The following is a 22,190-nucleotide window of genomic DNA, read 5'->3' as shown; positions in this document are numbered from 1 at the left end:
CGGCCGGCTCGGGGTCAGACCATCCCGAGCCGGCCGAGCAGCGGCGTGGCGAGCGTGCGCGAGTACAGGTTCGTCACGTGGTTGTTGCGGTACACCACGACGTTGCCGACGACGGCCGGGCAGACGTCGTCACGGCAGTACCACGGCGTCAGGTCGACGATCTTGGCGCGGGGGAACCCGGCCGCCGCCTCCACGAGCGGGTCTCCGGCACCGGCGAACGCCTCGGCGCGAGGAGTTCCGCAGGCGGCCACATCACGGCGCTTGCGTTCGAGACAGCGCAGGACCTGGCCGTCCGGTCGGGGCAGGTCCTTGACCACCGCGATCGGGACGTCCGCCGAGGTGAGCGCGGCCAGCATCTCCCGGTAGCCGCGCAGCATGTCCTCGCGGGTGTTCCAGGTCCACTTGAGGTCGCTCTCGTAGGCCTCGCGGCTCATGCCCGACAACACCACGAGGTCCGGCTTGAGCGCCTTCACGCGCTCCAGCACCCCGAGGTTCTGCTCGGAGCAGACGGTGAACGGCCGGCCCGCCTCGGACGGCGGCACCGTGGTGAACGGGCAGCCGTTGCGGGTCATGGCCTTGACCTGCCACCGCCCGCGGCCGGGACCTTCGGCGAAGTCGATCAGCGGGGTGCTGTACTGCGCCGCGTGGGAGTCGCCGAGCAGCACCACGGTCTTCTGCGCGGAGCTCTCACCCCACGAACACGCGTCGGCGGGGTGGGTCAGCAGGAAGACGTGGCATTCGGCGTCGCCGCGGCCGCTGTAGGGGCCGTCCTCGTTCGCCACGGCCGGGTCGGGGACGAGCGGCACGCGCGCGGGGGCGCGCAGCGGGTCGCGGGGGTCGAGCGCCATGGCGCCGGGGTGGTCGGCGTCCAGCACCGAGACGCTCGCGAGGCGCTCCAGCTCGCGCGCGGCGGCGTACCAGGGGACCGAGGCAGCGACCACGGCGACGACCACGAGCGCCGCGCCGAACACGTAGGTGCCACGGCGGCGACCGAACCTGTTGCGGCGGAACGGGTCCTCGACGAACCGCTTGGACACCGCGGCGAGCGCGAGGCTCAGCACCGCGGCGACGAGCATCTCCTTCTTGGACAGCTGCTCGTTGTCGCTCAGTTCGAGCATCACCACGATGACCGGCCAGTGCCACAGGTAGAGGCTGTAGGAGATGTCGCCGACGTAGCGCACGGGCCGGATGCCCAGCAGGCGTCCGAGCAGCGTGTCCGTGGCGATCAGCATGGCCGCCGTGCCGAGCACCGGCACCGCCGCGACCCAGCCCGGGAACTGCAGGTCGGTCGTGTAGTGGACGGCGCTGAACGCCACGGCGGCGAAACCCAGCCAGCCGAGCAGCTCCCGCGCCGCGCGGCCGAGCGACACGCGGTGCAGCACCATCGCGGCCAGTCCGCCGATGCCGAGCTCCCACATGCGGGTCGGCGTCACGAAGTACGCGGCGCCGTGGTCGATGCGGGTGTAGACGACCGAGAACACGAACGACGCGACGGTCACCACGGCGATGACCACCGCCGCGTACCGCACCGTTCGTCCGTCGAACCGGCGGGCGAGTGCGGCGGTCGCGATCAGCAGCAGGGGGATGACCAGGTAGAACTGCTCCTCGACCGCGAGCGACCAGTAGTGCTGGACCGGCGAGGCACCCGCGGTGGCGTGCCCGTAGTCGTTGGACAGCACCGCCAGCAGCCAGTTCTGCGCGTTCAGCGCGGATGCGACGACCTCGCGCATGAACGCGGGCCAGCGCGACTCGGGCAGGAGCAGCACGACCGCGGCGACGACCGCGAGCAGCGTCGCGGTCGCGGCGGGCAGCAGGCGGCGGATGCGGCGCGCGTAGAAGTCGCGCAGACTCACGGTGCCGGAGCGGCGCACCTCGCCGGTCAGCGTGCCGATGATCAGGAAGCCCGAGATGACGAAGAAGACGTCGACGCCGACGAAGCCGCCCGGCAGCCACGACGGCCGCAGGTGGTAGAGCAGCACGATGCCGACGGCGAGGGCGCGCAGGCCCTGGATGTCGCCTCTCAGCGCGTGCTGAGGGCGTCGTGCCGCATCAAGCGCCGGGACTGGCCGCTCGGCGGACATCGTCGCCACAGGTGACTCCTCGTGGAGAGTGCTGCGGAACGGTTCCGCGTTCGAGGCGGGGATGCTAACCCGATCGGTGCAACTGAAGCCCCAGTTGATGACCTATTGTGACCGAGGTGACCTGACCTGCGGTTTTAGTCGATCATGTGGCCTGGCGGCCTGCCCACACGGCGAGCTGGGCCCGCGACCGCAGCCCCAGCTTGGATCGCGCCCGGGTGACGTGCCGGGCGACGGTGTGCGGTGAGATGCCGAGCCGCTGGCCGATCTGCCGGTTCGTCAGCCCCTCCGCCACCAGCGTCGCCACGTGCAGCTCGCGGGCGGAGACCAGTCCGTCGTCCTCGGCGTGCGGGTGCGCGGTCAGGGCGTACGAAATGGCCTGCGCCAACGACATCCGCTCGCCCGTCGACTCGGCGGCGCGCAGCCGCCCGGCCGTGATCCGTTCGCGGCAGACCGCGCGCGCCTCGTCCAGCATGGCCTGCCAGTACGGCTCGGCGCGGAAGTCGTAGCGGGTGCGGACTGCCGAGGCCGACACGAGCAGGGAAAGGGCGCGTTCGTCGTCGGAACCCGCGCCGACCAGGCCCAGCGCGAGCCCCTCCAGGTCGTAGTACTGGTCCATCGGGTGTTCGGAGCCCACTTCGAGGCTCTCGCGGAACAGGTCGACGGCCTCGGTGTGGTTCCTGTGCGCCAGCGCGATCGCGCCCGCGGTGTGCAGGACCGGGTTCAGCATGTGCGGCAGGCCGATCAGGCGGGTCAGCGTCACCGCCTCGCGGACCAGCGGGGCCGCCCGGTCCGCGAAGCCGTGCTGCACCAACGTCCAGCCGTAGGAGTTCAGCAGGATGGCGCGCGCGAGCTTGTCGTCCGATTCGTGCAGGAGCGCGGCGGCCTCGTCGAAGAGTTGCCAGGCCAGTTGCGGGTTGCCGGTGTGGGCCTCGGCGGACGCGAGCACCTCCAGGGCGCGGGCCGTCGTGCCGGGACGGCGCGCGTCGGCGCGTTCGATCGCCAGCGACTCCTCGGCGAACCGGCGGGTCACGTGCCAGCCGCCGCGCACCCGGTGGTGCATCGCCGCCAGCACCGCGAGAACGCTGCGGTACGCCTGCGGCATCGGCCGGGACAGCGCCTGGTGCAGCAGTTCGGTGGGGGCGCCGCGAGGGCCGCGCGGGGTCGAGGTCCAGGCCGTCGCGACGATCGCGAGCGCGTGCCGCGACCAGTCGCCGGTCTGCGCGGTGCGGGTCACGGCCAGGTCGAGCAGGCCGACGTTGCGGTCCAGGCGCAGCACGACGGGCGGCGACGGGAAGAACGACGAGATCTCCGGCTCGACGACCGAACACACCCACTCGACGACACGGTCGGCCACGAGAGAGAGTTCTGCGTACGCGACAGCGCGCTCGTAGCAGTAGAGACGGACCGATTCGAGTTGGCGGAACGTCGTGTGGCCACCGACCCGGTCGACCACCAGCAGCGACTTCTGCTCGAGACCGGTCAGCAGTTCCAGGGCGTCGGGAACACCGCAGACCGCGCTCGCCACCCCGAGGTCGAACGGCACACCCAGCACGGCGAGCCGGCGCGACGCCGCCTGCTCCTCCTCGGACAGCAGGTCGTAGCTCCAGCCGATCGCGGTCCGCAACGTGCGGTGCCGGTCCTCGGCGGCGCGCGGCCCCGCGGTCAGCAACGCGAGGCGGTCGCCCAGCCGGGCGAGGACGTCGGCGGGGGAGAGCACCGTGATGCGCCGCGCGGCCAGTTCGATCGCCAGCGGCATGCCGTCGAGGGCGCGGCACACGGCGACGACGTCGGCGACGTTCGTGGCGTCCACCTCGAACGAGCGGTCCACCGAGACCGCACGGTCGCGGAAGAGGACCACCGCGTCGTAACGCAGGGCCTCGGCCACGTCGGCCTCGACCGGTGGCAGCTCCAGCTCGCCGACCGCGAAGACCTGCTCCCCGGCCAGGCGAAGAGGCTCCCGCGACGTCACCAGGACGCGCAGCCGCGGGCAGCACGCCAGCAGCTCCGACACCACGTCGGCGACGTCCGCCAGCAGGTGCTCGCAGTTGTCCAGCACGAGCAACGGGCGCCGGTGCCGCTCGATCTCGGCGATCACCGCGTCGCGCACCGAGCGGTTCGGCAACGGGTGCGCGCCGACCGCGGTGTAGATCGCCTGGACGGCGTCGGACACCGGCGCCAGCGCCGCCCACCACGTCTGGTCAGCGCGTCTGCTCACGTGCTGGACGGCCAGCCTGGTCTTGCCCGCACCCGCCGGGCCGACCAGCGAGACGAGACGTCTCGTCTCGGTGCGTGCCAGTGAGGCCAGCTCCTCGCGGCGGCCCACGAAGGTGTCCAGCGGCGCAGGGAGAGCAGAGCCGGGCGGAGAGTCGTCGCGTGCGGAGCTGCGTTCGCGGTAGGCGCGCTGACGGCAGGCGTTGGAGCAGTAGCGTCGGCCCGCGACCGCCTCGGGAAGCGGGTTTCCACATGTCACGCAGGCGGCGTTGGCCGTCATGACCATTGACCGTACCGGCGCGTAACGGTCCGTAACACCCGCTGTTTCGGGGTATTGAACGGTCCTTCCGGGCGTCGCCAGGATCGGTCCATGACAGCGCAGAGCAGACCGGCAGACCCGGCGGCGTCGCTCGTGCCGCCCCAGGACCGCCCCGTCGTGGACGAGTGGCTCGCCCGGATCACGGCCGTGGTCGGCAGGGACGCGGAGGAGACCGGTCCGGAGGCTTGCCGCACCGCCGCGGAGGCTGCGGAGGAGCTGAGCGCGTACCTCTGGATGCTCCGCGCGCTGCGCCGCCGAACGGCCTAGTCGGAGCAGGTTTTTCTGGTTCGATCCAGAGATACTCACTATCCCTGTGACCAGGGACGCAGTTCGGCAGATAGGGTGGGCTTGTTCCTACCAAGCTGAACGCAAGGAGTCAGTCGTGACGGTTCGTGTAGGTGTCAACGGTTTCGGTCGCATCGGGCGCAATTTCTTCCGCGCCGTGAGGGCCGGCGGCCACGACATCGAGATCGTCGCGTTCAACGACCTCGGTGACGTCGCCACGATGGCGCACCTGCTGAAGTACGACAGCATCCTCGGTCGTCTGGACGCCGACGTGCAGGTCACCGACGAGGGAATCTCCGTCGACGGCAAGGTCATCAAGGCCCTCGCCGAGCGCAACCCGGGCGCTCTGCCGTGGAAGGACCTCGGCGTCGACGTCGTGGTCGAGTCGACCGGTTTCTTCACCGACGCCACCAAGGCCCGTGCGCACGTGGACGAGGGCGGCGCCAAGAAGGTCATCATCTCCGCGCCGGCCAAGAACGAGGACCTCACCGTCGTCATCGGCGCGAACGAGGAGAAGCTCGACGGTTCGCAGACGATCATCTCGAACGCGTCCTGCACCACGAACTGCCTCGCGCCGCTGGCCAAGGTGCTGAACGACAGCTTCGGCATCGAGCAGGGCCTCATGACCACGATCCACGCGTACACGCAGGACCAGAACCTGCAGGACGCGCCGCACAGCGACCTCCGCCGTGCCCGCGCCGCCGCGCTGAACATCGTCCCGACCTCCACGGGCGCCGCGAAGGCCATCGGCCTGGTGCTGCCGGAGCTCAAGGGCAAGCTCGACGGCTACGCGCTGCGCGTGCCGATCCCCACGGGCTCGGCCACCGACCTGACCGTCACGCTCAAGCGCGAGGCCACCGTCGACGAGATCAACGCCGCGTACAAGGCCGCCGCCGAGGGCCCCCTGGCCGGCATCCTCAAGTACTCGACGGACCCGATCGTGTCGGCCGACATCGTCACCGACCCGCACTCGTGCATCTACGACGCGCCGCTGACCAAGGTCATCGGCAACCAGGTCAAGGTCGTCGGCTGGTACGACAACGAGTGGGGCTACTCCAACCGCCTCGCGGACCTGGTCAAGCTCGTCGCCTCGAAGATCTGAGCAGGGACGGGAAGTCAGTGAAGACTCTCAGCGACCTGCTCGCCGAGGGTGTCGCGGGTCGGCGCGTCCTGGTGCGCGCCGACCTGAACGTCCCCCTCGACGGAGACAAGATCACCGATGACGGCCGCGTGCGCGCGTCGGTGCCGACGATCAAGGCACTCGCCGACGCGGGTGCCCGCGTGATCGTCACCGCTCACCTCGGCCGCCCCAAGGGCGAGCCGGACCCGAAGTTCTCCCTGGCCCCGGCCGCCGCTCGCCTCGGTGAGCTGCTCGGCACCGAGGTCGCGCTCGCGAGCGACCTGGTCGGCCCGTCCGCCACGTCCGTGGTCGGCGCGCTCACCGACGGTGGCGTCGTGATGCTGGAGAACGTCCGCTTCGACGCCCGCGAGACCTCGAAGGACGACGCGGAGCGTGCGGCACTGGCGGACGAGCTCGCGGCCTTCGCGGACGCGTTCGTGTCCGACGGCTTCGGTGTCGTGCACCGCAAGCAGGCCTCGGTCTACGACGTGGCGCAGAAGCTGCCCGCGTACGTCGGCGGTCTCGTCGAGGCCGAGCTCAAGGTCCTCAAGAAGCTCACCGACGACCTGGAGCGCCCGTACGTCGTGGTGCTCGGCGGCGCGAAGGTGTCCGACAAGCTCGGCGTCATCGCGAACCTGCTGGCCAAGGTCGACCGGCTGCTCATCGGCGGCGGCATGGCGTACACGTTCCTCAAGGCCCAGGGCCACGAGGTCGGCACGTCGCTGCTGCAGGAGGACCAGCTCGACCAGGTGAAGGGCTTCCTCACCGAGGCCGAGAAGCGCGGCGTCGAGCTCGTGCTGCCGGTCGACGTGCTGGTCACGGCCGAGTTCGGCAACGTCGAGCACGACGTCGTCGGCACCGACTCGATCCCCGCGGACAAGATGGGCCTCGACATCGGCCCGAAGTCGCGCGAGCTGTTCGCGTCGAAGCTCGCCGACGCCAGGACCGTGTTCTGGAACGGCCCGATGGGCGTCTTCGAGATCGAGACCTACGCCGGCGGCACCCGTGCCGTCGCCGAGGCGCTCGTGAAGTCCGACGCGTTCACCGTCGTCGGTGGCGGCGACTCGGCTGCCGCGGTGCGTGCGCTGGGCCTGCCCGAGGACGGCTTCTCGCACATCTCCACCGGTGGTGGCGCGTCCCTGGAGTTCCTTGAAGGCAAGGAACTCCCCGGCATCAGCGTTTTGGAGTCCTGATGGCAGCCCGTCTCCCGCTCATTGCGGGCAACTGGAAGATGAACCTCAACCACCTCGAGGCCATCGGCCTCGTGCAGAAGATCGCTTTCTCCCTCCCGGAGAAGTACTTCGCCAAGGTCGAGGTCGCCGTTCTTCCCCCGTTCGTCGACATCCGCAGCATCCAGACGCTGGTCGACGGCGACAAGCTGCTGCTCAAGTACGGCGCGCAGGACATCTCGCAGCACGACTCGGGCGCCTACACCGGTGAGGTGTCGGGCCCGATGCTCGCGAAGCTCGGCTGCGACTACGTCGTCGTCGGGCACTCCGAGCGGCGCGAGTACCACGGCGAGACGGACGCCATCGTCAACGCCAAGGTCAAGGCCGCGCTGAAGGTCGAGGTCACCCCGATCTTCTGCTTCGGTGAGAAGCTCGACGTCCGCGAGGCCAAGGGTCACCTGGAGCTGGTGCGCCAGCAGCTGGAGGGCGGCCTGAAGGGCTTCACGGCCGAGCAGGTCGCCAAGATCGTGTTCGCCTACGAGCCCGTGTGGGCCATCGGCACCGGTCGCACCGCGTCGTCCGCAGACGCGCAGGAGGTGTGCTCGCTGGTCCGCTCGTTCGTGGCGGAGAAGTACGGCGAGGAGACCGCGGCGGTCGTCCGGGTGCTCTACGGCGGTTCGGTCAAGTCGTCGAACATCAGTGAGCTCATCGGGCAGAAGGACATCGACGGCGCCCTTGTGGGCGGTGCCAGCCTTCAGGCCGACGAATTCACCAAGCTGTGCGCATTGGCTGCCGGCGGGCCTCTACCCTAAGTTGATCTGGATAAACCACTAACCCCACTGGTTGCACACGTTCGGCAGTCGAACAGGTACTCTGTGGCGTCGGCTGCCTGACAGCGAGGAAGAAATGATCCTGTTCCTGCAGATCCTGTTGATCGTCTCCAGCGTGCTCCTGGTGCTGCTCGTGCTCTTGCACCGCGGCCGTGGTGGCGGCCTTTCTTCGCTGTTCGGCGGCGGTATGCAGTCGAGTCTGTCCGGTTCCTCCGTCGTCGAGAAGAACCTCGACCGCCTGACGCTCTTCGTCGGCGCGGTCTGGGTCATCGCCATCGTGGGCATCGGGCTGCTGATCAAGCTCCCCGGAGCCTGATCAACCGTTCAGCGGCAGAAGCCTTCAGGGGCTTGGGGTAACCACTTGGTGGGGGTGTAACGGTCGATGTCCGGTGGTAACGCGATTCGCGGTACCCGCGTCGGCGCAGGCCCGATGGGCGAATCGGAGCGCGGCGAGTCCGCGCCTCGTCGTCGGGTGTCGTACTGGTGCGCGAACGGTCACGAGTCCCGGCCTTCCTTCGCGGTCGACGCGGAGGTTCCGGAGAACTGGGACTGCCCGCGCTGCGGCCTGCCGGCAGGTCGTGACGAGCAGACGCCACCCGCGCCTCCGCGCAACGAGCCGTACAAGACGCACCTTGCGTACGTGAAGGAGCGGCGCTCCGACGCGGACGGTGAGGCGATCCTCGAAGAGGCTCTCGCCAAGCTGCGCCGCCAGCGCGAAGAGCCGTAGGGCTCAGATCTTCGGTGATCACGCGAAAGGCCTCCTCTACTGCGGAGAGGGGGCCTTTCGCGTTCCCCGGTTATCGCCTCAGGCCGGAGAACTGACGGCGCAGCATCGCGGCACCCACGAGCAGGAAGAACAACAGCACCACGAGCGTGCTGGTCGTGCCTTGGGACGAGCTCGACAGCGTCACGTCCACGTTGCCCACGAGCACGATGCCGCACTCCGCGCGCACCTTGTGGCGGCCGGGCTCGATGTTCGCGAACCTCACCGGCGAGCGGAACTCGCCGTTCTCGTCGGCCGTGGTCCTGCCGACGTCCTGGCCCAGCGACTTCAGCGTCACGCTCGCGCCCTTGGGGCAGCCGGTGCCGGTCGCGGTCAGGTCGTCACCGGGCTGGATGTTGTCCTTGTCGAGGACGAGGACGCCGTCACCGGGGTTGGTCAGCGCGTCGGTCGTGGAGGAGGACGACGGGGTCGACGAGTCCGTGGTGGTGGTGGTCGTCGTCGTGGTCGTCACCGGGGGAGTCGTGGTGGTCGTGATGACCGGGGGACGGGTCGTCACGGGCGGGTTGGTGACCGGCGGGTTCGTCACCGGGGGCCTGGTGGTGACGGGCGGCTGAGTCGTTGTGGTGGTCGGCGGGACGCGGACGGTGAACGTCGTGGTCGCCGCGCCGGCCTGGCACGAGGTCGCCTGGACGGTCACCCGGTGACCACCGGCTGTGGCGTTCGCCGGAACCGTTGCCGAACCGGAACCCGTCCCGCGACCACCACCGGTACCGCTGCCCACTACGGTCTTGCCGTCCCAGAGGACGCGCATTGCGAAGTTCGTGCAGTCCGGATCGAAGTAGATCCCGGTCCACGCGACCTTGAAAGCCGTACCTGGGGCGCCGACGCTCGGGTTCGCCGAGAGCACCGGCGGCTGCTGGGCCACGGCCGGTGTGGTGCTCAGCACCGTAACACCGGCCATGATGGCCACGAGTAAGCCTAAAGACCGCATTCCCTCTCCCCGGATCAGAACCTAAGGTGCGCTAGTGAGACGTCGCATGGCCGGTGCAGGTTTACTGCTGTGGTGCGGAATTATGCTGCTTCCCTCGGCGGCCTTCGCACAGGACGGGTCTGTGATCCTCGAGGCCGATGTGGACGGTAGGCCGGTTGGAGTAGGGAACCTGGTGCTGGACCCGTCGCAGACCGCCAAGGTCTCGGTCACGGTCCGCAACAACACGGACACCCTCCAGCGCGTGAAGACCGTCCGGATCAGCGGCACCGCGCTGGCGTTGACCTTCTTCGCTTACGACACAACGGTTCCGTTCGACGTGCCGGCGAGGTCCTCGGAGACCCGGTCGTTCCCGCTGGAGCCGACCGATCTCGGCTCGCAGGCGATCGGTCTCCTTCCGGTCACGGTCGAGGTCATCGACGTCCAGCGGGAGAGCATCGCGTCCGTCGAGACGACCGGGGACGTCAGGGGCTCGCTCTGGTCGGTCTACGGGGCGTTCGGGCTGGGCGTGCTCGTGCTGACGGCGTTGTCGTGGGCGGGCGCCCTGATCGCACTGGCGCGCAGGCGGCTGCCCGCGAACCGGTGGCAGCGGGCCATGCGGTTCCTGCCCGCCGGCATCGGGACCGGGCTGATCGCGGTGATCTCGCTGTCGGTGCTGCGGCTGGTGGCGCCGTCGCCCACCGCCGAGATCCCGTTCATCGTCGGCGCCGCGGCGGCCGCGTTCGTTCTTGGCTACGTGACACCGCATCCGGGCGAGAAGCCACCGTCCTCAATGGATGCGGATACCGTGAGGATCCAACGGTGACTCTGTCCAGTGTGGTCGCCGCCCTGCCGCAGTACGCCGTCGGCGACCAGATCGGCGAGGGCGGCATGGGTGTCGTCTACGGCGGTGTGCACCGTCAGCTGGGGCGTCCCGTGGCGATCAAACGGCTGCCGCACGCCGTGGCCGAAGACCCGCGGATGAGCGAGCGCTTCGAGCACGAGGCGCGGTTGCTGGCGCGCCTCGACCACCCGCACATCGTCCCGGTCTACGACTACGTCCGGCAGCAGGGCGAGCACCTGCTGGTGATGGAGCGCCTCGACGGCGGCACGGTCTGGTCGCGGTTCTCCGGTGACGGCCTGACCGCGCAGCAGTCGTGCGGCATCGTGCTGGCGGCGCTGTCCGGGCTGCACGCGGCGCACGAGGCCGGCGTGCTGCACCTCGACGTGAAGCCGAAGAACCTGCTCTTCACCTCGAACGGCGTGGTGAAGGTGGCCGACTTCGGCATCTCGCAGGTGGTGTCGGAGGGCGCGACGCTCGTGACGCACGGTGGCGCGGTGCTCGGCACGCCCGCCTACATCGCCCCGGAACAGGCGATGGGCAACGCCCTGTCGCCCGCGGCCGACGTCTACGCGACCGGCACGATGCTGTACGAACTGCTCTGCGGCGACCTGCCGTTCGAACGCGGTGGCGGCCCGATCGCGATGATCCAGAAGCGGGTGTTCCAGGACCCGCGGCCGTTGCCGAACGTGCCGGAACCCCTGGCCGGCGTGGTGATGCGCAGCATCGCGCGGGAGCCCGACGCGCGCTACCGCAACGCCGAGACGTTCGCGATCGACCTCGCTGGTGCGGCGGGCCACCTGTTCGGTCCCGACTGGCTCGTGCGCCTGGGCATCCCCGTGCACCTCGCACCGCAGGTGTCGGCGTCGTCCACCCGTCCGTCGCTGCGGCCCGTGCCGGAACGCGAGACGGTCACGCTCACGGGACAGCGGATCCGGGCCACGCTGGTCGACCCGATCCCCGCCGCGCGCCTCAGCGGCAGCAGCACGCTGGTGCCGGCCTCGCAGGTGATCAAGCCGCCGTCGACGCCGTGGGCGTTGTGGCTGGTGGCCGCCCTCGCGTTGATCGCGATGGCCGTGGTGCCGTTCGTGGCGACCGGCACCCCGCCCGCGACGACCGTCACGATGGACCTCGCGGACCCCGTGAACGTCGAAGGCACTCATCTCGTCGTGACGGCGGCCGGGGTTCCGCTCGCGGACGTGCCGCAGCGCGGGCCCGAGGGCTTCGTGCTGCCGGGCGCGGCGAGGTGGATCATCGGGGGCGTCGTGACGGCCCAGGTCGACGAGCAGCCGCCGTTCCTGCTGGAGTCCAGCCAGACGCCGTGGCTGAGCCTCATGGGCACCGGCTCGGCGTTGCTGCTGCTGTTCACGTTCGCGTACCTGGAGTCGAACCTGCGGGCGTTGCGGCGGCGGCAGACCGGCATGGCCGCGGTGATCGCGTCCGTGCCGCTCGGTCTCGGTCTCGGGCTGTCCGTGTGGCTGCTGGTGTCGGTGTTGCTCAAGCACGAGCCGACGATGTCCATCGCGCTCACCTGCGGTGTGCTCGGCGCGGCGGCGGCGTTGAGCGCGTCACTGGCCTCCAAGCGGGCCTGACCGCGTTCGAACGCGACAATCCGACCCCTGGCGGGCGTTCTCGAAGAAGCAGTGCTTCTGGTCGAGCAACCAGTCAGGGGGAACGATGATCAGTCGGAAGGTGTTGCTGAAGGCCGCCGCCGGTGCCGCGGCGCTGGCGAGCATCGGGGGCGGCACGGCGGCAGCGGCGCCGCGCAAGCGTGGCGGCGTCTGCTACGACACCGGCGTGCTGCACGCGGCAGGGGAACCGCTGAGCCGGGTGCGCTGGAGCCGTCCGCAGCTGGAACGGGAGATCCGGCTGATCGCGGACGACCTGCGCTGCCCCTCGATCACCGCGTTCGGCAGCGACCTCGGCCGCCTCGCCGAGACGACGGACGCGGCGGTGCGCCGCGGCATGAGGGTCTTCGTGCAGCCGAGGCTCTACGACCACCCCCAGGAGCAGGTCCTGGAGCACCTGGCGGAGGCCGCACGCACGGCGGAGCGGAAGCGGCACGGCGACGACATCACGTTCGTCACCGGCTGCGAGCACTTCCTCTTCACGCCGGGCATCATCCCCGGCGACACGTTCCTCGACCGGATCGCGCACATGCCGTCGATCACGGACTGGCCCGCGGTCGTCCGGCGCTTCCGCGAGTTCGTGGTGAAGGCCGTCGAGGTGGCGCGCCGGGAGTTCCGGGGCCGCATCACCTACGGCGCGGCGGCGGGCGCGGACGCGGAGTGGACCGACTGGTCGTTGTTCGACCTCGTCGGTCTGGACTACTACACGCACTTCGACACCGATGCCGAGTACGCCGCTGACCTGGGCAGATATCGGCGCTGGGGCAAGCCGCTGATGATCCTGGAACACGGCTGCTGCACCTTCACGGGCGCGGCGAAGGCCGGCGGGATGGGCTGGGACGTCGTCGACCACGAGGCCGACCCGCCCGTGATCAAGCCCGGCTTCGAGCGGAACGAACGCGAGCAGGCCGACCACATCGCCCGGATGCTGCGCGTGTTCGGCGCACAGCCCGATGTCGAGGGATCACACCTGTACTCGGTCATCTCACCGGACTCGCCGCACAACCCGACGTGCCGCGACCGTGACTACGACATGGCCTCGTACAGCCTGTTGCGCACGATCCGTGAGCGGTTCGACGACGAGAACTCGCCCTACCGCCTGGAGCCCAAGAAGTCGTTCCACGCTTTCCAGCGCTTCAATCGGTGATGACGCGTTCCCTCGGGAACGTCGCCGACACCAGGAAGCCGCCGTCCTCGGTCGGTCCCGCCGAGAACTCGCCACCGAGCAACGTGGCGCGCTCGCGCAGGCCGACCAGGCCGTGACCTCCGCTGGGCAGCGTCGACGACGGGCTGGACGCGGCGGTGTTGCGCACCTCGACCAGCACGTTGTCGTCGTACTGGGCGTCGATGAACACCGTCGCGCTCGCGCCCACGGCGTGCTTGCGGATGTTCGTCAGGGCCTCCTGCACCGTCCGGTAGACGGCGCCGGACACCGGTGCGGAGAGGTCCTCGACGGGGCCCTTGAGCTGGATGGTGACCTCGAAGCCCGCGTCGGCGGCCAGTTCCGGCAGCTCGTCGAGGCTCGGCTGGTTGTCGTCCGTGGTGCGCAGGACGGACACGAGCTGACGCAGTTCGTCGAGCGTGCGCGTCGACAACATGCGGATGGTGCTGGCGACCTGCTTGTGCTCGACGTCGGCCACGGCCATGCGGAGCGCGCCTGCCTGCATCGCGATGAGACTGACCTGGTGCGACACGACGTCGTGCATCTCGCGGGCGAGCTTTGCCCGTTCGTCGGCACGGATGGCGTGCGCGTGGAGCACGCGCTCTCTCTCGCGTGACTCGGCCAGTTCGGAGATGCGGTCGGAGAGTTCCTGACGCGCGTGCACCAGCAGGCCGATCGCGATCGGCAGGCCCGCCACCAGGAAGCCGTAGATCGCCGAGTGGAAGTGTCCTGACGCGGGCCGTTCGATCAGCTCCTCGAACGGCCAGGCGACGAACCGGCAGAGCCACACCAGCGCGGCCGCGAGGCCCGTCTGCCAGCCGCCGATGTAGCGGCGGGCGACCGTGTAGAGGGCGATCATCGCGGCGAGCTGTGACCAGCCGACGAAGAAGCCGGGGATGGTCAGGACCAGCGTGAGGAACGGGAACCGGCGGCGCAGGACCAGCGCGCCGACGGCGAGCCAGTTCAGCCACAGCTGGTAGTTCTCGATCGGCGGGAGGTCCGTGATCGGGTCGGCTTCGAGCCACAACCCGTACAGCCAGACGTCGAGCGCGGCGAAGAAGAGCAACGCGAGGTCGGCGAGGACCTGACGGTAGTCACCGCTGAGCGGCCAGCGCGAACCGGCCGCGGTCGTCGCCGGCCGTCTGGCCGGGAGCAGTGTCGTGGTCAGTATCCGACCTCCCCTGTGAGCCTTGCGATCCTCACCGTACTGCGCGTATGCGGCGGATGGCATTGGCTGCCCCTTTACCCCGACCTGCCCCGTCATGGGGGTAAGACGTCGTCACACGCGAATCTGTACGGCTGTCGGCTCACATATGTGCTACCGCACACGCTCGTGCGAGCGCGTGCGGTAGTCACAGCACTACTAGGGGCATGTCTTCCAGCTGAATCGGTAGGTCGTGTCGATGGCACCGTCCGTGGAGTCCATCGACGCGAAGCTGGTCGTCGTGGCCGTGTTGGACGAGCCGGGGTAGACGCGGAGCTCGGTGTTGATGTTGAAGTTCCGCTTCTCGCCGCACGGGGAGTAGACGATCGCGGCGAGCTCGGTCTGGTCGGTGGCCTGCCAGTCGTCGCTGTGCGGACCGTTGTACCGGTGTGAGGCCGAGTCGTTCTGCGACATGCCCTGGAAGTAGTAGTTGGCCTTCTGGATGGCGTACGCCCCGCGTTCCAGGTGGGCGAACCCTCTGTAGTCGGCCTGGGCGATGCCGTAGGTGAAGCCCTGCGGGACGTTGACTCTCAGGTTGAGCTGGCAGTTCTTGCGGAAGTCGGTCGGCCGTGCGCCGACGCCGACCTGGGCCAGGTAGTCGCTGTAGGTGACGGTGAACGCCTTGTTGTCCTCGGACACCGCGACGGCAGCCGTGCCCGCCGGGCAACCCGAGCCGTTGACCGTGACGATGTCGATGGTGATGTGGTCGGGCGGCGGCGTCTCGTTGGGCGCGCCGGGCGGGATGATGATGGCCGAGGTCAGCAGGGCAGCGGCAACCGCGTTGAGCATGAGGCACCTTTCCGAACGCATCTCGCGGGGAGGGTGGCGGCGGTTGGACTTCGGTGGCGGCGGCCTTTTTCAGAAAATCAGCAGCGCTTCCACGAGAAGTGGTGCAGGGTGCGCACTTCTCCGCGCTGGTAGTCCATCGTCATCAAACTGTTCCCATTGGTGTCCGAGGTACCCTTGTCGACCCGCAGGGCGCTGTTGACGTTGAGATTCTTCTTCTCGCCGCAGGGTGCCCAGACGATCTCGGAGAACTCGGTTCGATGAGTGATCGACCAGTTGTCGTCGAACGGCCCGTTGAACGTGTGCTTCCACGTGGTGGTGGCCGATTGACCTTGGAAGTAGTAATTCACCGACTGGTACCCGATGGCGCCGGGCTTGATGTGCCCGTAGCCGCCGTAGGTCGCTTCCGCGATGCCGTACGAGAAGCCTTGCGGGACGTTGACCTGCAGCGTCAGTTGGCAGTTCTTCCGGAAGTCGGTCGCACCGGCACCCTTGCCCGCCTGGGCGAGGTAGTCGCTGTAGATCACCCAGAACGAGGTGTTGTCCGGTGAGACGATCACTTCGGCGGTGCCGTGCTTGCACCCGGAACCGTTCACCGTCACGACGTCGATCGTCACGCGCTCCGAGGGAATCGTCGAGGCGTGTGCGGGTGCTGACGACAATGTGAACAGCACGGCCAGAGCGGCTGCTGCCGTCGCTTTACGCATGAAGTTGGCCTTTCCTGGTGCCTCTTTCTCAGCGTGGAGCGGCAGCGGTGCCGCGAAGGTTAGCGCAGAGCCTCAACCAATGGTGTGATCCAAATGGCCCAGGTCACACTGATGGAGCAGTTCGTGAAGAATTGCCGAAAACAGACGGCGACCTGGTGCTGAGCACACGAATAGTTTCCGGCATACTTGCCCGCATGTCGCTGGCTGGGCTGGTGCTCGTCGTCGAGGACGAGGACGCCGTGCGTAGGTACACCGTGAGCCTGCTCGAGGAGCTGGGCTTCACCGTTCTGCAGGCCATCGACGGCATCGAGGCGATCGAGGTCCTGCGCGGGCGGTCCACCGAGATCGACGTGATGCTGCTCGACCACAGCATGCCGGGCCTGTCCGGCGAGGAGGTGCTCGCGGAGCTGAAGCGCGAGGGCCTGACCGTGCCGGTGGTGCTGACCAGCGGCTACGACCGCACATCGCTGGAGCGGCGGTTCGTGGGGCACGAGATCGCCGGCTACCTGCAGAAGCCGTTCCGGCTGGAGACGCTCGACGAGACGATCCGCGCCGTGCTCGCCGACCGCGCTCAGGCTTCCTGAAGCACCTCGCGGACGCGTTCGAGCAGCACGGACTCCACGTACGGCTTGGTGATCAGCACCTCGTCGTCGAGGACCTCGTCGGTCGTGTAGCCCGACATGTAGATCACGGCGGGCGCGGCACCGGTCGAGCGCAGCAGCCGGACGAGCTCGGGGCCGCCCATCTTCGGCATCACGACGTCGGTGAGCACGAGGTCGATGGTGCTGCGGTGCGCGGTGGCGAGCTGCAGCGCCTCCTGGCCGTCGCCCGCCTCGATCACCGCGTAACCCGCGATCTCCAGCGAGCGCCGGGTCATGACCCGCACCTGCGCGTCGTCCTCCACGAGCAGCACGGTGCCGGCACCCTGGTGCGCCGTGGGGCGGCGCGCACACGGCGCTTCGGGCCTGCCGTCGCGTTCGTGCGGCACGGGCAGATAGACCTCCACGGTCGTGCCCTCGCCCAGTGCGCTCTTCAGTTCGATCTGCCCGCCGGACTGCTGCACGATGCCGAACACCGTGGACAGGCCGAGACCCGTGCCCTTGCCGACCGGCTTGGTGGTGAAGTACGGCTCGAACACCTGCGCCTGCACGTCCGGGGCCATGCCGGCACCGGTGTCCTGGACGCGCATGACGACGTACTCGCCGGGCCGCACGCCGACGATCCGGCCGGTGTCACCGCTGCCGAGCGTCCTGCTCGCGATCGAGATCTTCAGCGTGCCGCCGTCGGGCATGGCGTCGCGGGAGTTGACCGCGAGGTTGAACAGGATCTGCTCCACCTGGCCCGCGTCCGCCCACACCTGGGCGACGCCGTCGGGCAGGTGCATCTCCAGTTCGATGTGGTCGCCGACGAGGGTGCGCAGCATCGAGTGGACCTGGGTGAGGTTGTGCTTGAGGTCCAGGGACTCCGGGTGCAGGACCTGCTGGCGGGTGAACGCGAGCAGCTGCCTCGTCAGGTTCGCGGCCCGTTCACCGGCGTGCCTGATGTCCTCGATCGCCGTGCGCCTCGGATCGTCCTGAAGGGTGCGCCGCAGCAGCATCTCGCTGTTGCCGTTCACGACCGTGAGGATGTTGTTGAAGTCGTGCGCGATGCCACCGGTCAACCGGCCGATGGCCTCCATCTTCTGTGCGTGCCGCAACTGCGCCTCGGTCTCGCCGACGCGTTCTTCGAGCCGTGCGCGTGCGTCCTTCAGCTCCTGCATCAGCCTGATGCTGCGCAACGCGCTGCTGAGCTGCTGCTGCACGGCCTCGTAGATCCAGCCGGGCTCCGGGCCCTCCTCGAAGAGCACGTACCCGAGGTGGTCCTCGTCGGTGTGGAGCGGGGCGATCAGGGCGTTGAACGGGGTGTTCCGCCGGAACTGGTACGGCGTCAGGTTGATGGTGGGGAACGGGGTGTCCGGCGGGATCCTGAGTTCACCGTGCTCATAGCGGACGAGCGCGCGCGCCGTGCCTGGAGTGTCGTACGCCATGATGTGGCAGCCGGGGATGCCGAGACGGGGGAGTTCTTCGGCCAGCGCGGTCGTCAGCTCGTCCACGTCCCGTGACGCGATGAGCCGTTGCCCTGCTTCACGCACCGTCTGGTCGTGACGCTCGTGCGACAGGTACTTGAACCGTGCGTCCGCGGCGAACGCATCGCCCAGAAGCAACTGCACGCGCAGCCACAGGTCGTTGATGATCGTCGCGTCGCTGATGCGGGCCGTCACGAACCGATGCAGGTCGAACAGCGGTGGCCACCACTGCGCCGGTTCGCACCCGGCGCGCGCACTCCCGCGGATGTACTCCGCCAGCAGTTTCAGGAACTCCGCGCCCTCGACCTCGCCGCGGCCTGCCGCCATGAGCTCGACGACCAACTGCTCGGCCCACCCGTCCGGGAGCGTCGCGGCGGACTGCCCGAGCGAGTCGCGCAGGTGGTCGGCCACGGTGGCCGCGGTCGCGGACTCGTTGATGCTCAGCCGGTCGTGCGCGGGCGCGTGGTCGCCGAGCCCGGACGGCAGGCAGCCGCACGACCGGCGCACGATCAGCTCGGTCGGCATGGTCTGCCGCTGGCGCGTGGGCTCGCCCTTCACCAGTGCCACCGCGAGTTCGGCCGCCCGGAACCCCATCTCGTGGAACGGCGCCCTGACGGTGGTGAACGCGGGCGTCGCCGCGTCGGCGTGCAGCTCGCGCCGCACCCTCGACGCCAGGCTTCCCGCGCTGTGACCGAGGTCGTGCGTGCGGACGTTCGTGTGGTTGCCGTACCCGACGACGGCGACGTCCTCCGGTGTGCGGAAACCCAGCTCCTCCAGCGCGGACACGACCCCGATCGCGTAGTCGTCGTTCGCGGCGGCGATGGCGTCCGGTGGTTCCTCGATCCGCGCGAGCAGCTTGCGCACGGCCTCGGCGGCGCGGTTGGGTTCCCAGATGAACGAACCCGGCATCGTGACCAGTGCGGGATCGAACGGGATTCCGTGGTTGCGCAACGAATCCGCGTAGCCCAGGAACCGCTCTCGGGCGCCCACATGCGTTTGCGGCCCTCGGACGAACGCGATCCTGCGCTTGCCGTGCACCTCGATGAGGTGGTCGACGGCCTGCTTCATGCCGTCACGGTTGTCCATCAGAATCGTTGGCCACTGGGCAAGGCTTGTCTCGACACTCACGATGGGCATGGGCGCGTACCGCTTCACGTACTCCTGCATGCCCTCGGAGCCGATGAGCTGTCCCACGCGCGTAGTCCACACCACGAGCGCATCGATGCGGTTCGGCGAAATGAGGTCGTAAACCGTGTTCGCACGACGCTTGAGCGGATCCGGATGATCCAGTTCACTGCCCACGAAGCACACGAGGTCGCACCCGAGCCGCTGGGCCCCGTCGCTGACACCACGCCACTGCTCGCCCGCGAGCTCGATGAGCGGGCCAGCGGTGATCATCCCGATGGTGGGACGTCGCTTCGCACTGCCGTTTGCCACAAAACCCCCGCTACTCAACGCGATTGGGGATGATACGCGTTGTCGGGGGGAATGCCTGCCGTGTTACCAGGGAGATTGGTGAACGCTGTACTGGAGGGCCTGGCGTCGAACCCCGCGCTGCCCCGGCCTCTGCTCGACCGCCTGGTCACCCGCCCCGGCCTGGCCGCCGAACTGGCCGATCGCGCAGATCTGACCGCGGAACACGTGCGCGCGCTGCTCGCGCACGGCGACTCCTCAGCCGTGTACCGGCTGCTGGAGAACGGGATGGTCGATCCGGCGGACGTACCGATCGTGGACGAATCGGTGGCCCTGGTGCTGACCGGACGGGCCGACGCCGATCCCGCGCTGGCCCGCGCCCTCGCGTTCCACCCGGACCCCTCCGTCCGCGCGAGTCTGCCCGAACGGGCCTGTTCCCTGCCCGCCGACGTGGTCGCCCTCCTGGCCCGCGACCCCGATCCGGAGGTGGTCGCCGAACTGGTGCTGTTCCACGCGCTGCCGCCCGCCCTGGCCACGTCGCTGAGCCGCCACCCGAGCCCCGGCGTGCTGCGCGCACTGGCTTCCAGCCCGCACACACCCGCGTCGGTGCTGGTGCGGCTCCAGCCCGACGGCCTGGTCCGCGAACTGGCGGCCAACCCCGCGACCCCGCCCGGCGTGGCGGCGAACCTGTTGCCGCACCACGCGTCCCGCTACTTCCTGGCCGGACGCCCCGACCTGCCACCCGGCGTCTACGAACAGCTCGCCTCGGAACTCGAACCCGGCATCCTGTCGCAACTCGCCGAGAACCCCGCCGTCCCCGTCCCGGTCCTGCGCCAGCTCACCGGAACCCGTGCCCTGCGCCGCGTGCTCCTGCGCAACCCGGCGATCCCGCTGGACCTCCTGGAGGAACTGGCCCCGGCCGCGCGCATCGGCCCCGATCCGGTGCCCCGCATCGCTTCCGCTTCCCCCGAGGAACTCCGGGCCTTGGCCGCGTCGCCCGTCATGCAGGTGCGCATGATGGTGGCGGCGCGTGCCGACCTGCCGCCGGACCTCTTCGCCGGCCTGGTGCGGGCCGACGATCCGGGCGTCGCCGCCGCCGTGGCCGTCCATCCCCTGGTGACGGTGCCGCAGCTGTGGGAACTGGCTTCGCGGCACGGGCCCCGCCTGTACCCGCGGATCGCGCGCAATCCGTTGTGCCCCGCGGAGTTGTTGCACCACATGGCTTTGCGGGCTGCTTCCGTGGCGAAGACCTGGCGGGCCGTCGCCCGGCACCCGCACGCTTCGGGGGAGACCTTGTTGCTGTGCTTGGAGTACGCCCAGGCCCGGCACTTCGCGGCCGCTCATCCGCACCTGCCGGTGCCGATGATCCTGGAGTTGCTGGGGAGTGAGTTCACGGCCGGGGCCGCGGCGGCGAACCCGTCGTTGCCGGTGCGGGTGATGGAGGAACTCGTGGACGGGAGCGGGGAGTGAGCGGCTACCACCACTTGATCGGGTCGGTCTGCTCCTTGCGCACCGCGTACCCGTTGGTCGCGTAGAGCTCCCGCGCGTGCAGCGGTGCGCCGCGGTCTTCAGCAGTGAATGCAGGCAGACGCAGGGCAGGGCCCCGCCCTCCGCGCCGAGATCAGAACCTCAAGGTCTCGCGGTTGACCTGCCAGGGTGCCGGTGCGTCTTCCGTTGCCACCTCACAGATGTACGACTCGGCCCTCTCGCCGTGAGTCGTCCGGCGAACCACACTGGGCAGGACGGGCGACTCGGCTGGACACAAACGGGATCCCGCTGCAAACCTGGGGCGGCGAGGTGATGCCGGTGCACCGGGCTCGACGACGCTTCGACCTGTCCGCCGTGGCCGAGCTGCTGCTCGGGGTCCCCACGGTGCTGAGCAGCCTGCTGATCGTCGGCCTCGTCGGCAAGGCGCTGACACCGGGGACGCTGTGGCTGTTGCCGGTGGTGTGGCTGGTGTCCGGGGTGATCGTGTTCGTGCCGGCCACCGACAAGGTGCTGGCGGTCGTGGCCCATCGGCTGCGCAGGCCGACGCCGACCGAGAGCGACCTGCTGAAGCCGTTGCTGGACGAGGTGTGCGGTGCGGCCGGGGTGGATCCGCGGAGGTTCTGGCTGCGGATCCAGAACTCCAGGGAGATCAACGCGATGGCGGTCGGCGGGCACGTCGTCGGGGTCTCGACGGCGGCGCTGCGGTTGCCAGGGCCTCAGCTCGAAGCGGTGCTGGCGCACGAGGTCGGGCACCACCTGGCCGGGCACACGAAGATCTCGTTGCTGCGGTGGTGGTACGAGCTGCCGGCGCGGTGGACCGTGTGGCTGGTCGTCATGGCCGGTGTGGTCATCCACGCGGTGGGGAGTGCGATCGGCACTTCGGGGGCCAGGGCCATCAGCATCGCGCTCGTCGTGGTTCTCGCGGCGGCGGCGCTCGTGGTGAGTCCGTGGCTGGTGCTGGTGCCGGTGGTCGCGCCGTTGCTGGCGCTGTCGAGCCGGCGGGCGGAGCTGCACGCGGACCGGGTCGCGGCCGAGCTCGGGTACGGGCCGTTGCTGCTGGAGGTGTTGCAGCGGTGGGTGAAGGAGGGGCACGACGAGCAACGGGCCAGGGCCGGCCTGCGGTCGCGGATGCTGGCCTCGCACCCGTCGTGCGCGCACCGCATCAGCAGGCTGCACAACAAAAAATAGCC

19 protein-coding genes are annotated in these 22,190 nt (G+C 69.4%); 12 read left to right on the top strand and 7 right to left on the bottom strand.

Annotated features, from left to right (window positions below):
* Positions 1-14: 14 nt before the first annotated feature.
* Both SK571_RS28500 and SK571_RS28495 read right to left on the bottom strand, forming a co-directional pair.
* Positions 15-2,081 carry an acyltransferase family protein gene (locus tag SK571_RS28500; RefSeq protein ID WP_319987289.1) on the bottom strand — a complete coding sequence of 689 codons (2,067 nt, stop codon included), beginning with the start codon at positions 2,079-2,081 and terminating at the stop codon, positions 15-17.
* A gap of 142 nt (positions 2,082-2,223) precedes the next feature.
* Positions 2,224-4,572, bottom strand: a complete 2,349-nt coding sequence (locus SK571_RS28495; RefSeq protein WP_319987155.1) for an ATP-binding protein — start codon at positions 4,570-4,572, stop codon at positions 2,224-2,226.
* 90 nt (positions 4,573-4,662) lie between these two features.
* Between SK571_RS28495 and SK571_RS28490 the strand changes: the two genes are divergently transcribed.
* The 6 genes from SK571_RS28490 (at position 4,663) to SK571_RS28465 (ending at position 8,742) form a co-directional block, all read left to right on the top strand.
* Positions 4,663-4,878: a hypothetical protein gene (locus tag SK571_RS28490; protein WP_319987154.1), complete on the top strand. Its 216-nt coding sequence runs from the start codon at positions 4,663-4,665 to the stop codon at positions 4,876-4,878.
* A gap of 115 nt (positions 4,879-4,993) precedes the next feature.
* Positions 4,994-5,998 (top strand): type I glyceraldehyde-3-phosphate dehydrogenase, encoded by a 1,005-nt coding sequence (gap, locus tag SK571_RS28485; RefSeq protein ID WP_319987153.1) that lies wholly within the window; start codon positions 4,994-4,996, stop codon positions 5,996-5,998.
* A 17-nt stretch (positions 5,999-6,015) separates the two neighbouring features.
* Positions 6,016-7,209 carry a phosphoglycerate kinase gene (locus SK571_RS28480; protein WP_319987152.1) on the top strand — a complete coding sequence of 398 codons (1,194 nt, stop codon included), beginning with the start codon at positions 6,016-6,018 and terminating at the stop codon, positions 7,207-7,209.
* Positions 7,209-7,997, top strand: coding sequence for a triose-phosphate isomerase (gene tpiA, locus SK571_RS28475; RefSeq protein ID WP_319987151.1), 789 nt, complete (start codon positions 7,209-7,211; stop codon positions 7,995-7,997). The genes SK571_RS28480 and tpiA overlap by 1 nt, the downstream gene beginning before the upstream one ends.
* 94 nt (positions 7,998-8,091) lie before the next feature.
* Positions 8,092-8,331: a preprotein translocase subunit SecG gene (gene secG, locus SK571_RS28470; protein WP_089958273.1), complete on the top strand. Its 240-nt coding sequence runs from the start codon at positions 8,092-8,094 to the stop codon at positions 8,329-8,331.
* Between the two features lie 66 nt (positions 8,332-8,397).
* Complete coding sequence (locus SK571_RS28465) at positions 8,398-8,742, top strand: RNA polymerase-binding protein RbpA (protein ID WP_030470277.1); 345 nt, start codon at positions 8,398-8,400, stop codon at positions 8,740-8,742.
* A gap of 70 nt (positions 8,743-8,812) precedes the next feature.
* Here the strand turns inward: SK571_RS28465 and SK571_RS28460 are convergent, their stop codons facing one another.
* Positions 8,813-9,700 (bottom strand): hypothetical protein, encoded by an 888-nt coding sequence (locus SK571_RS28460; RefSeq protein WP_319987150.1) that lies wholly within the window; start codon positions 9,698-9,700, stop codon positions 8,813-8,815.
* Positions 9,701-9,902: 202 nt separating this feature from the next.
* Here SK571_RS28460 and SK571_RS28455 point away from each other — a divergent pair, with 202 nt between their 5' ends.
* From SK571_RS28455 to SK571_RS28445, 3 genes are all read left to right on the top strand, one after another.
* Positions 9,903-10,532, top strand: a complete 630-nt coding sequence (locus tag SK571_RS28455) for a hypothetical protein (protein ID WP_319987149.1) — start codon at positions 9,903-9,905, stop codon at positions 10,530-10,532.
* A complete protein-coding gene (locus SK571_RS28450) occupies positions 10,529-12,139 on the top strand; it encodes a serine/threonine-protein kinase (protein ID WP_319987148.1) in 1,611 nt (536 codons plus the stop codon). The genes SK571_RS28455 and SK571_RS28450 overlap by 4 nt, the downstream gene beginning before the upstream one ends.
* A gap of 85 nt (positions 12,140-12,224) precedes the next feature.
* Positions 12,225-13,322: a hypothetical protein gene (locus SK571_RS28445; protein ID WP_319987147.1), complete on the top strand. Its 1,098-nt coding sequence runs from the start codon at positions 12,225-12,227 to the stop codon at positions 13,320-13,322.
* Here the strand turns inward: SK571_RS28445 and SK571_RS28440 are convergent.
* The 3 genes from SK571_RS28440 to SK571_RS28430 form a co-directional block, all read right to left on the bottom strand.
* A complete protein-coding gene (locus SK571_RS28440; RefSeq protein ID WP_319987146.1) occupies positions 13,312-14,568 on the bottom strand; it encodes a sensor histidine kinase in 1,257 nt (418 codons plus the stop codon). The genes SK571_RS28445 and SK571_RS28440 overlap by 11 nt on opposite strands.
* A gap of 132 nt (positions 14,569-14,700) precedes the next feature.
* Complete coding sequence (locus tag SK571_RS28435) at positions 14,701-15,330, bottom strand: DUF4360 domain-containing protein (RefSeq protein ID WP_319987145.1); 630 nt, start codon at positions 15,328-15,330, stop codon at positions 14,701-14,703.
* A 77-nt stretch (positions 15,331-15,407) separates the two neighbouring features.
* Positions 15,408-16,034 (bottom strand): DUF4360 domain-containing protein, encoded by a 627-nt coding sequence (locus tag SK571_RS28430; RefSeq protein WP_319987144.1) that lies wholly within the window; start codon positions 16,032-16,034, stop codon positions 15,408-15,410.
* Between the two features lie 194 nt (positions 16,035-16,228).
* Between SK571_RS28430 and SK571_RS28425 the strand changes: the two genes are divergently transcribed.
* Positions 16,229-16,618, top strand: coding sequence for a response regulator (locus SK571_RS28425; RefSeq protein ID WP_319987143.1), 390 nt, complete (start codon positions 16,229-16,231; stop codon positions 16,616-16,618).
* On the opposite strand, the gene SK571_RS28420 is transcribed toward SK571_RS28425, so the two are convergent.
* The gene (locus SK571_RS28420; protein WP_319987142.1) at positions 16,606-19,497 is read right to left on the bottom strand and encodes a substrate-binding domain-containing protein; all 2,892 of its coding nucleotides are present in this window, start codon (positions 19,495-19,497) and stop codon (positions 16,606-16,608) included. The genes SK571_RS28425 and SK571_RS28420 overlap by 13 nt on opposite strands.
* Before the next feature lie 117 nt (positions 19,498-19,614).
* Here SK571_RS28420 and SK571_RS28415 point away from each other — a divergent pair, with 117 nt between their 5' ends.
* Both SK571_RS28415 and SK571_RS28410 read left to right on the top strand, forming a co-directional pair.
* The gene (locus tag SK571_RS28415) at positions 19,615-20,982 is read left to right on the top strand and encodes a serine/threonine-protein kinase (RefSeq protein ID WP_319987141.1); all 1,368 of its coding nucleotides are present in this window, start codon (positions 19,615-19,617) and stop codon (positions 20,980-20,982) included.
* A gap of 336 nt (positions 20,983-21,318) precedes the next feature.
* The gene (locus SK571_RS28410; protein WP_319987140.1) at positions 21,319-22,188 is read left to right on the top strand and encodes a M48 family metalloprotease; all 870 of its coding nucleotides are present in this window, start codon (positions 21,319-21,321) and stop codon (positions 22,186-22,188) included.
* Positions 22,189-22,190: the final 2 nt, after the last annotated feature.

Source organism: Lentzea kristufekii, from assembly GCF_033949925.1.
In the GTDB taxonomy this organism is placed as follows: Bacteria; Actinomycetota; Actinomycetes; order Mycobacteriales; family Pseudonocardiaceae; genus Lentzea; species Lentzea kristufekii.
The sequence above is the reverse complement of the archived record's forward strand: the minus strand, read 5'-3'. Positions and strand labels throughout refer to the sequence as shown.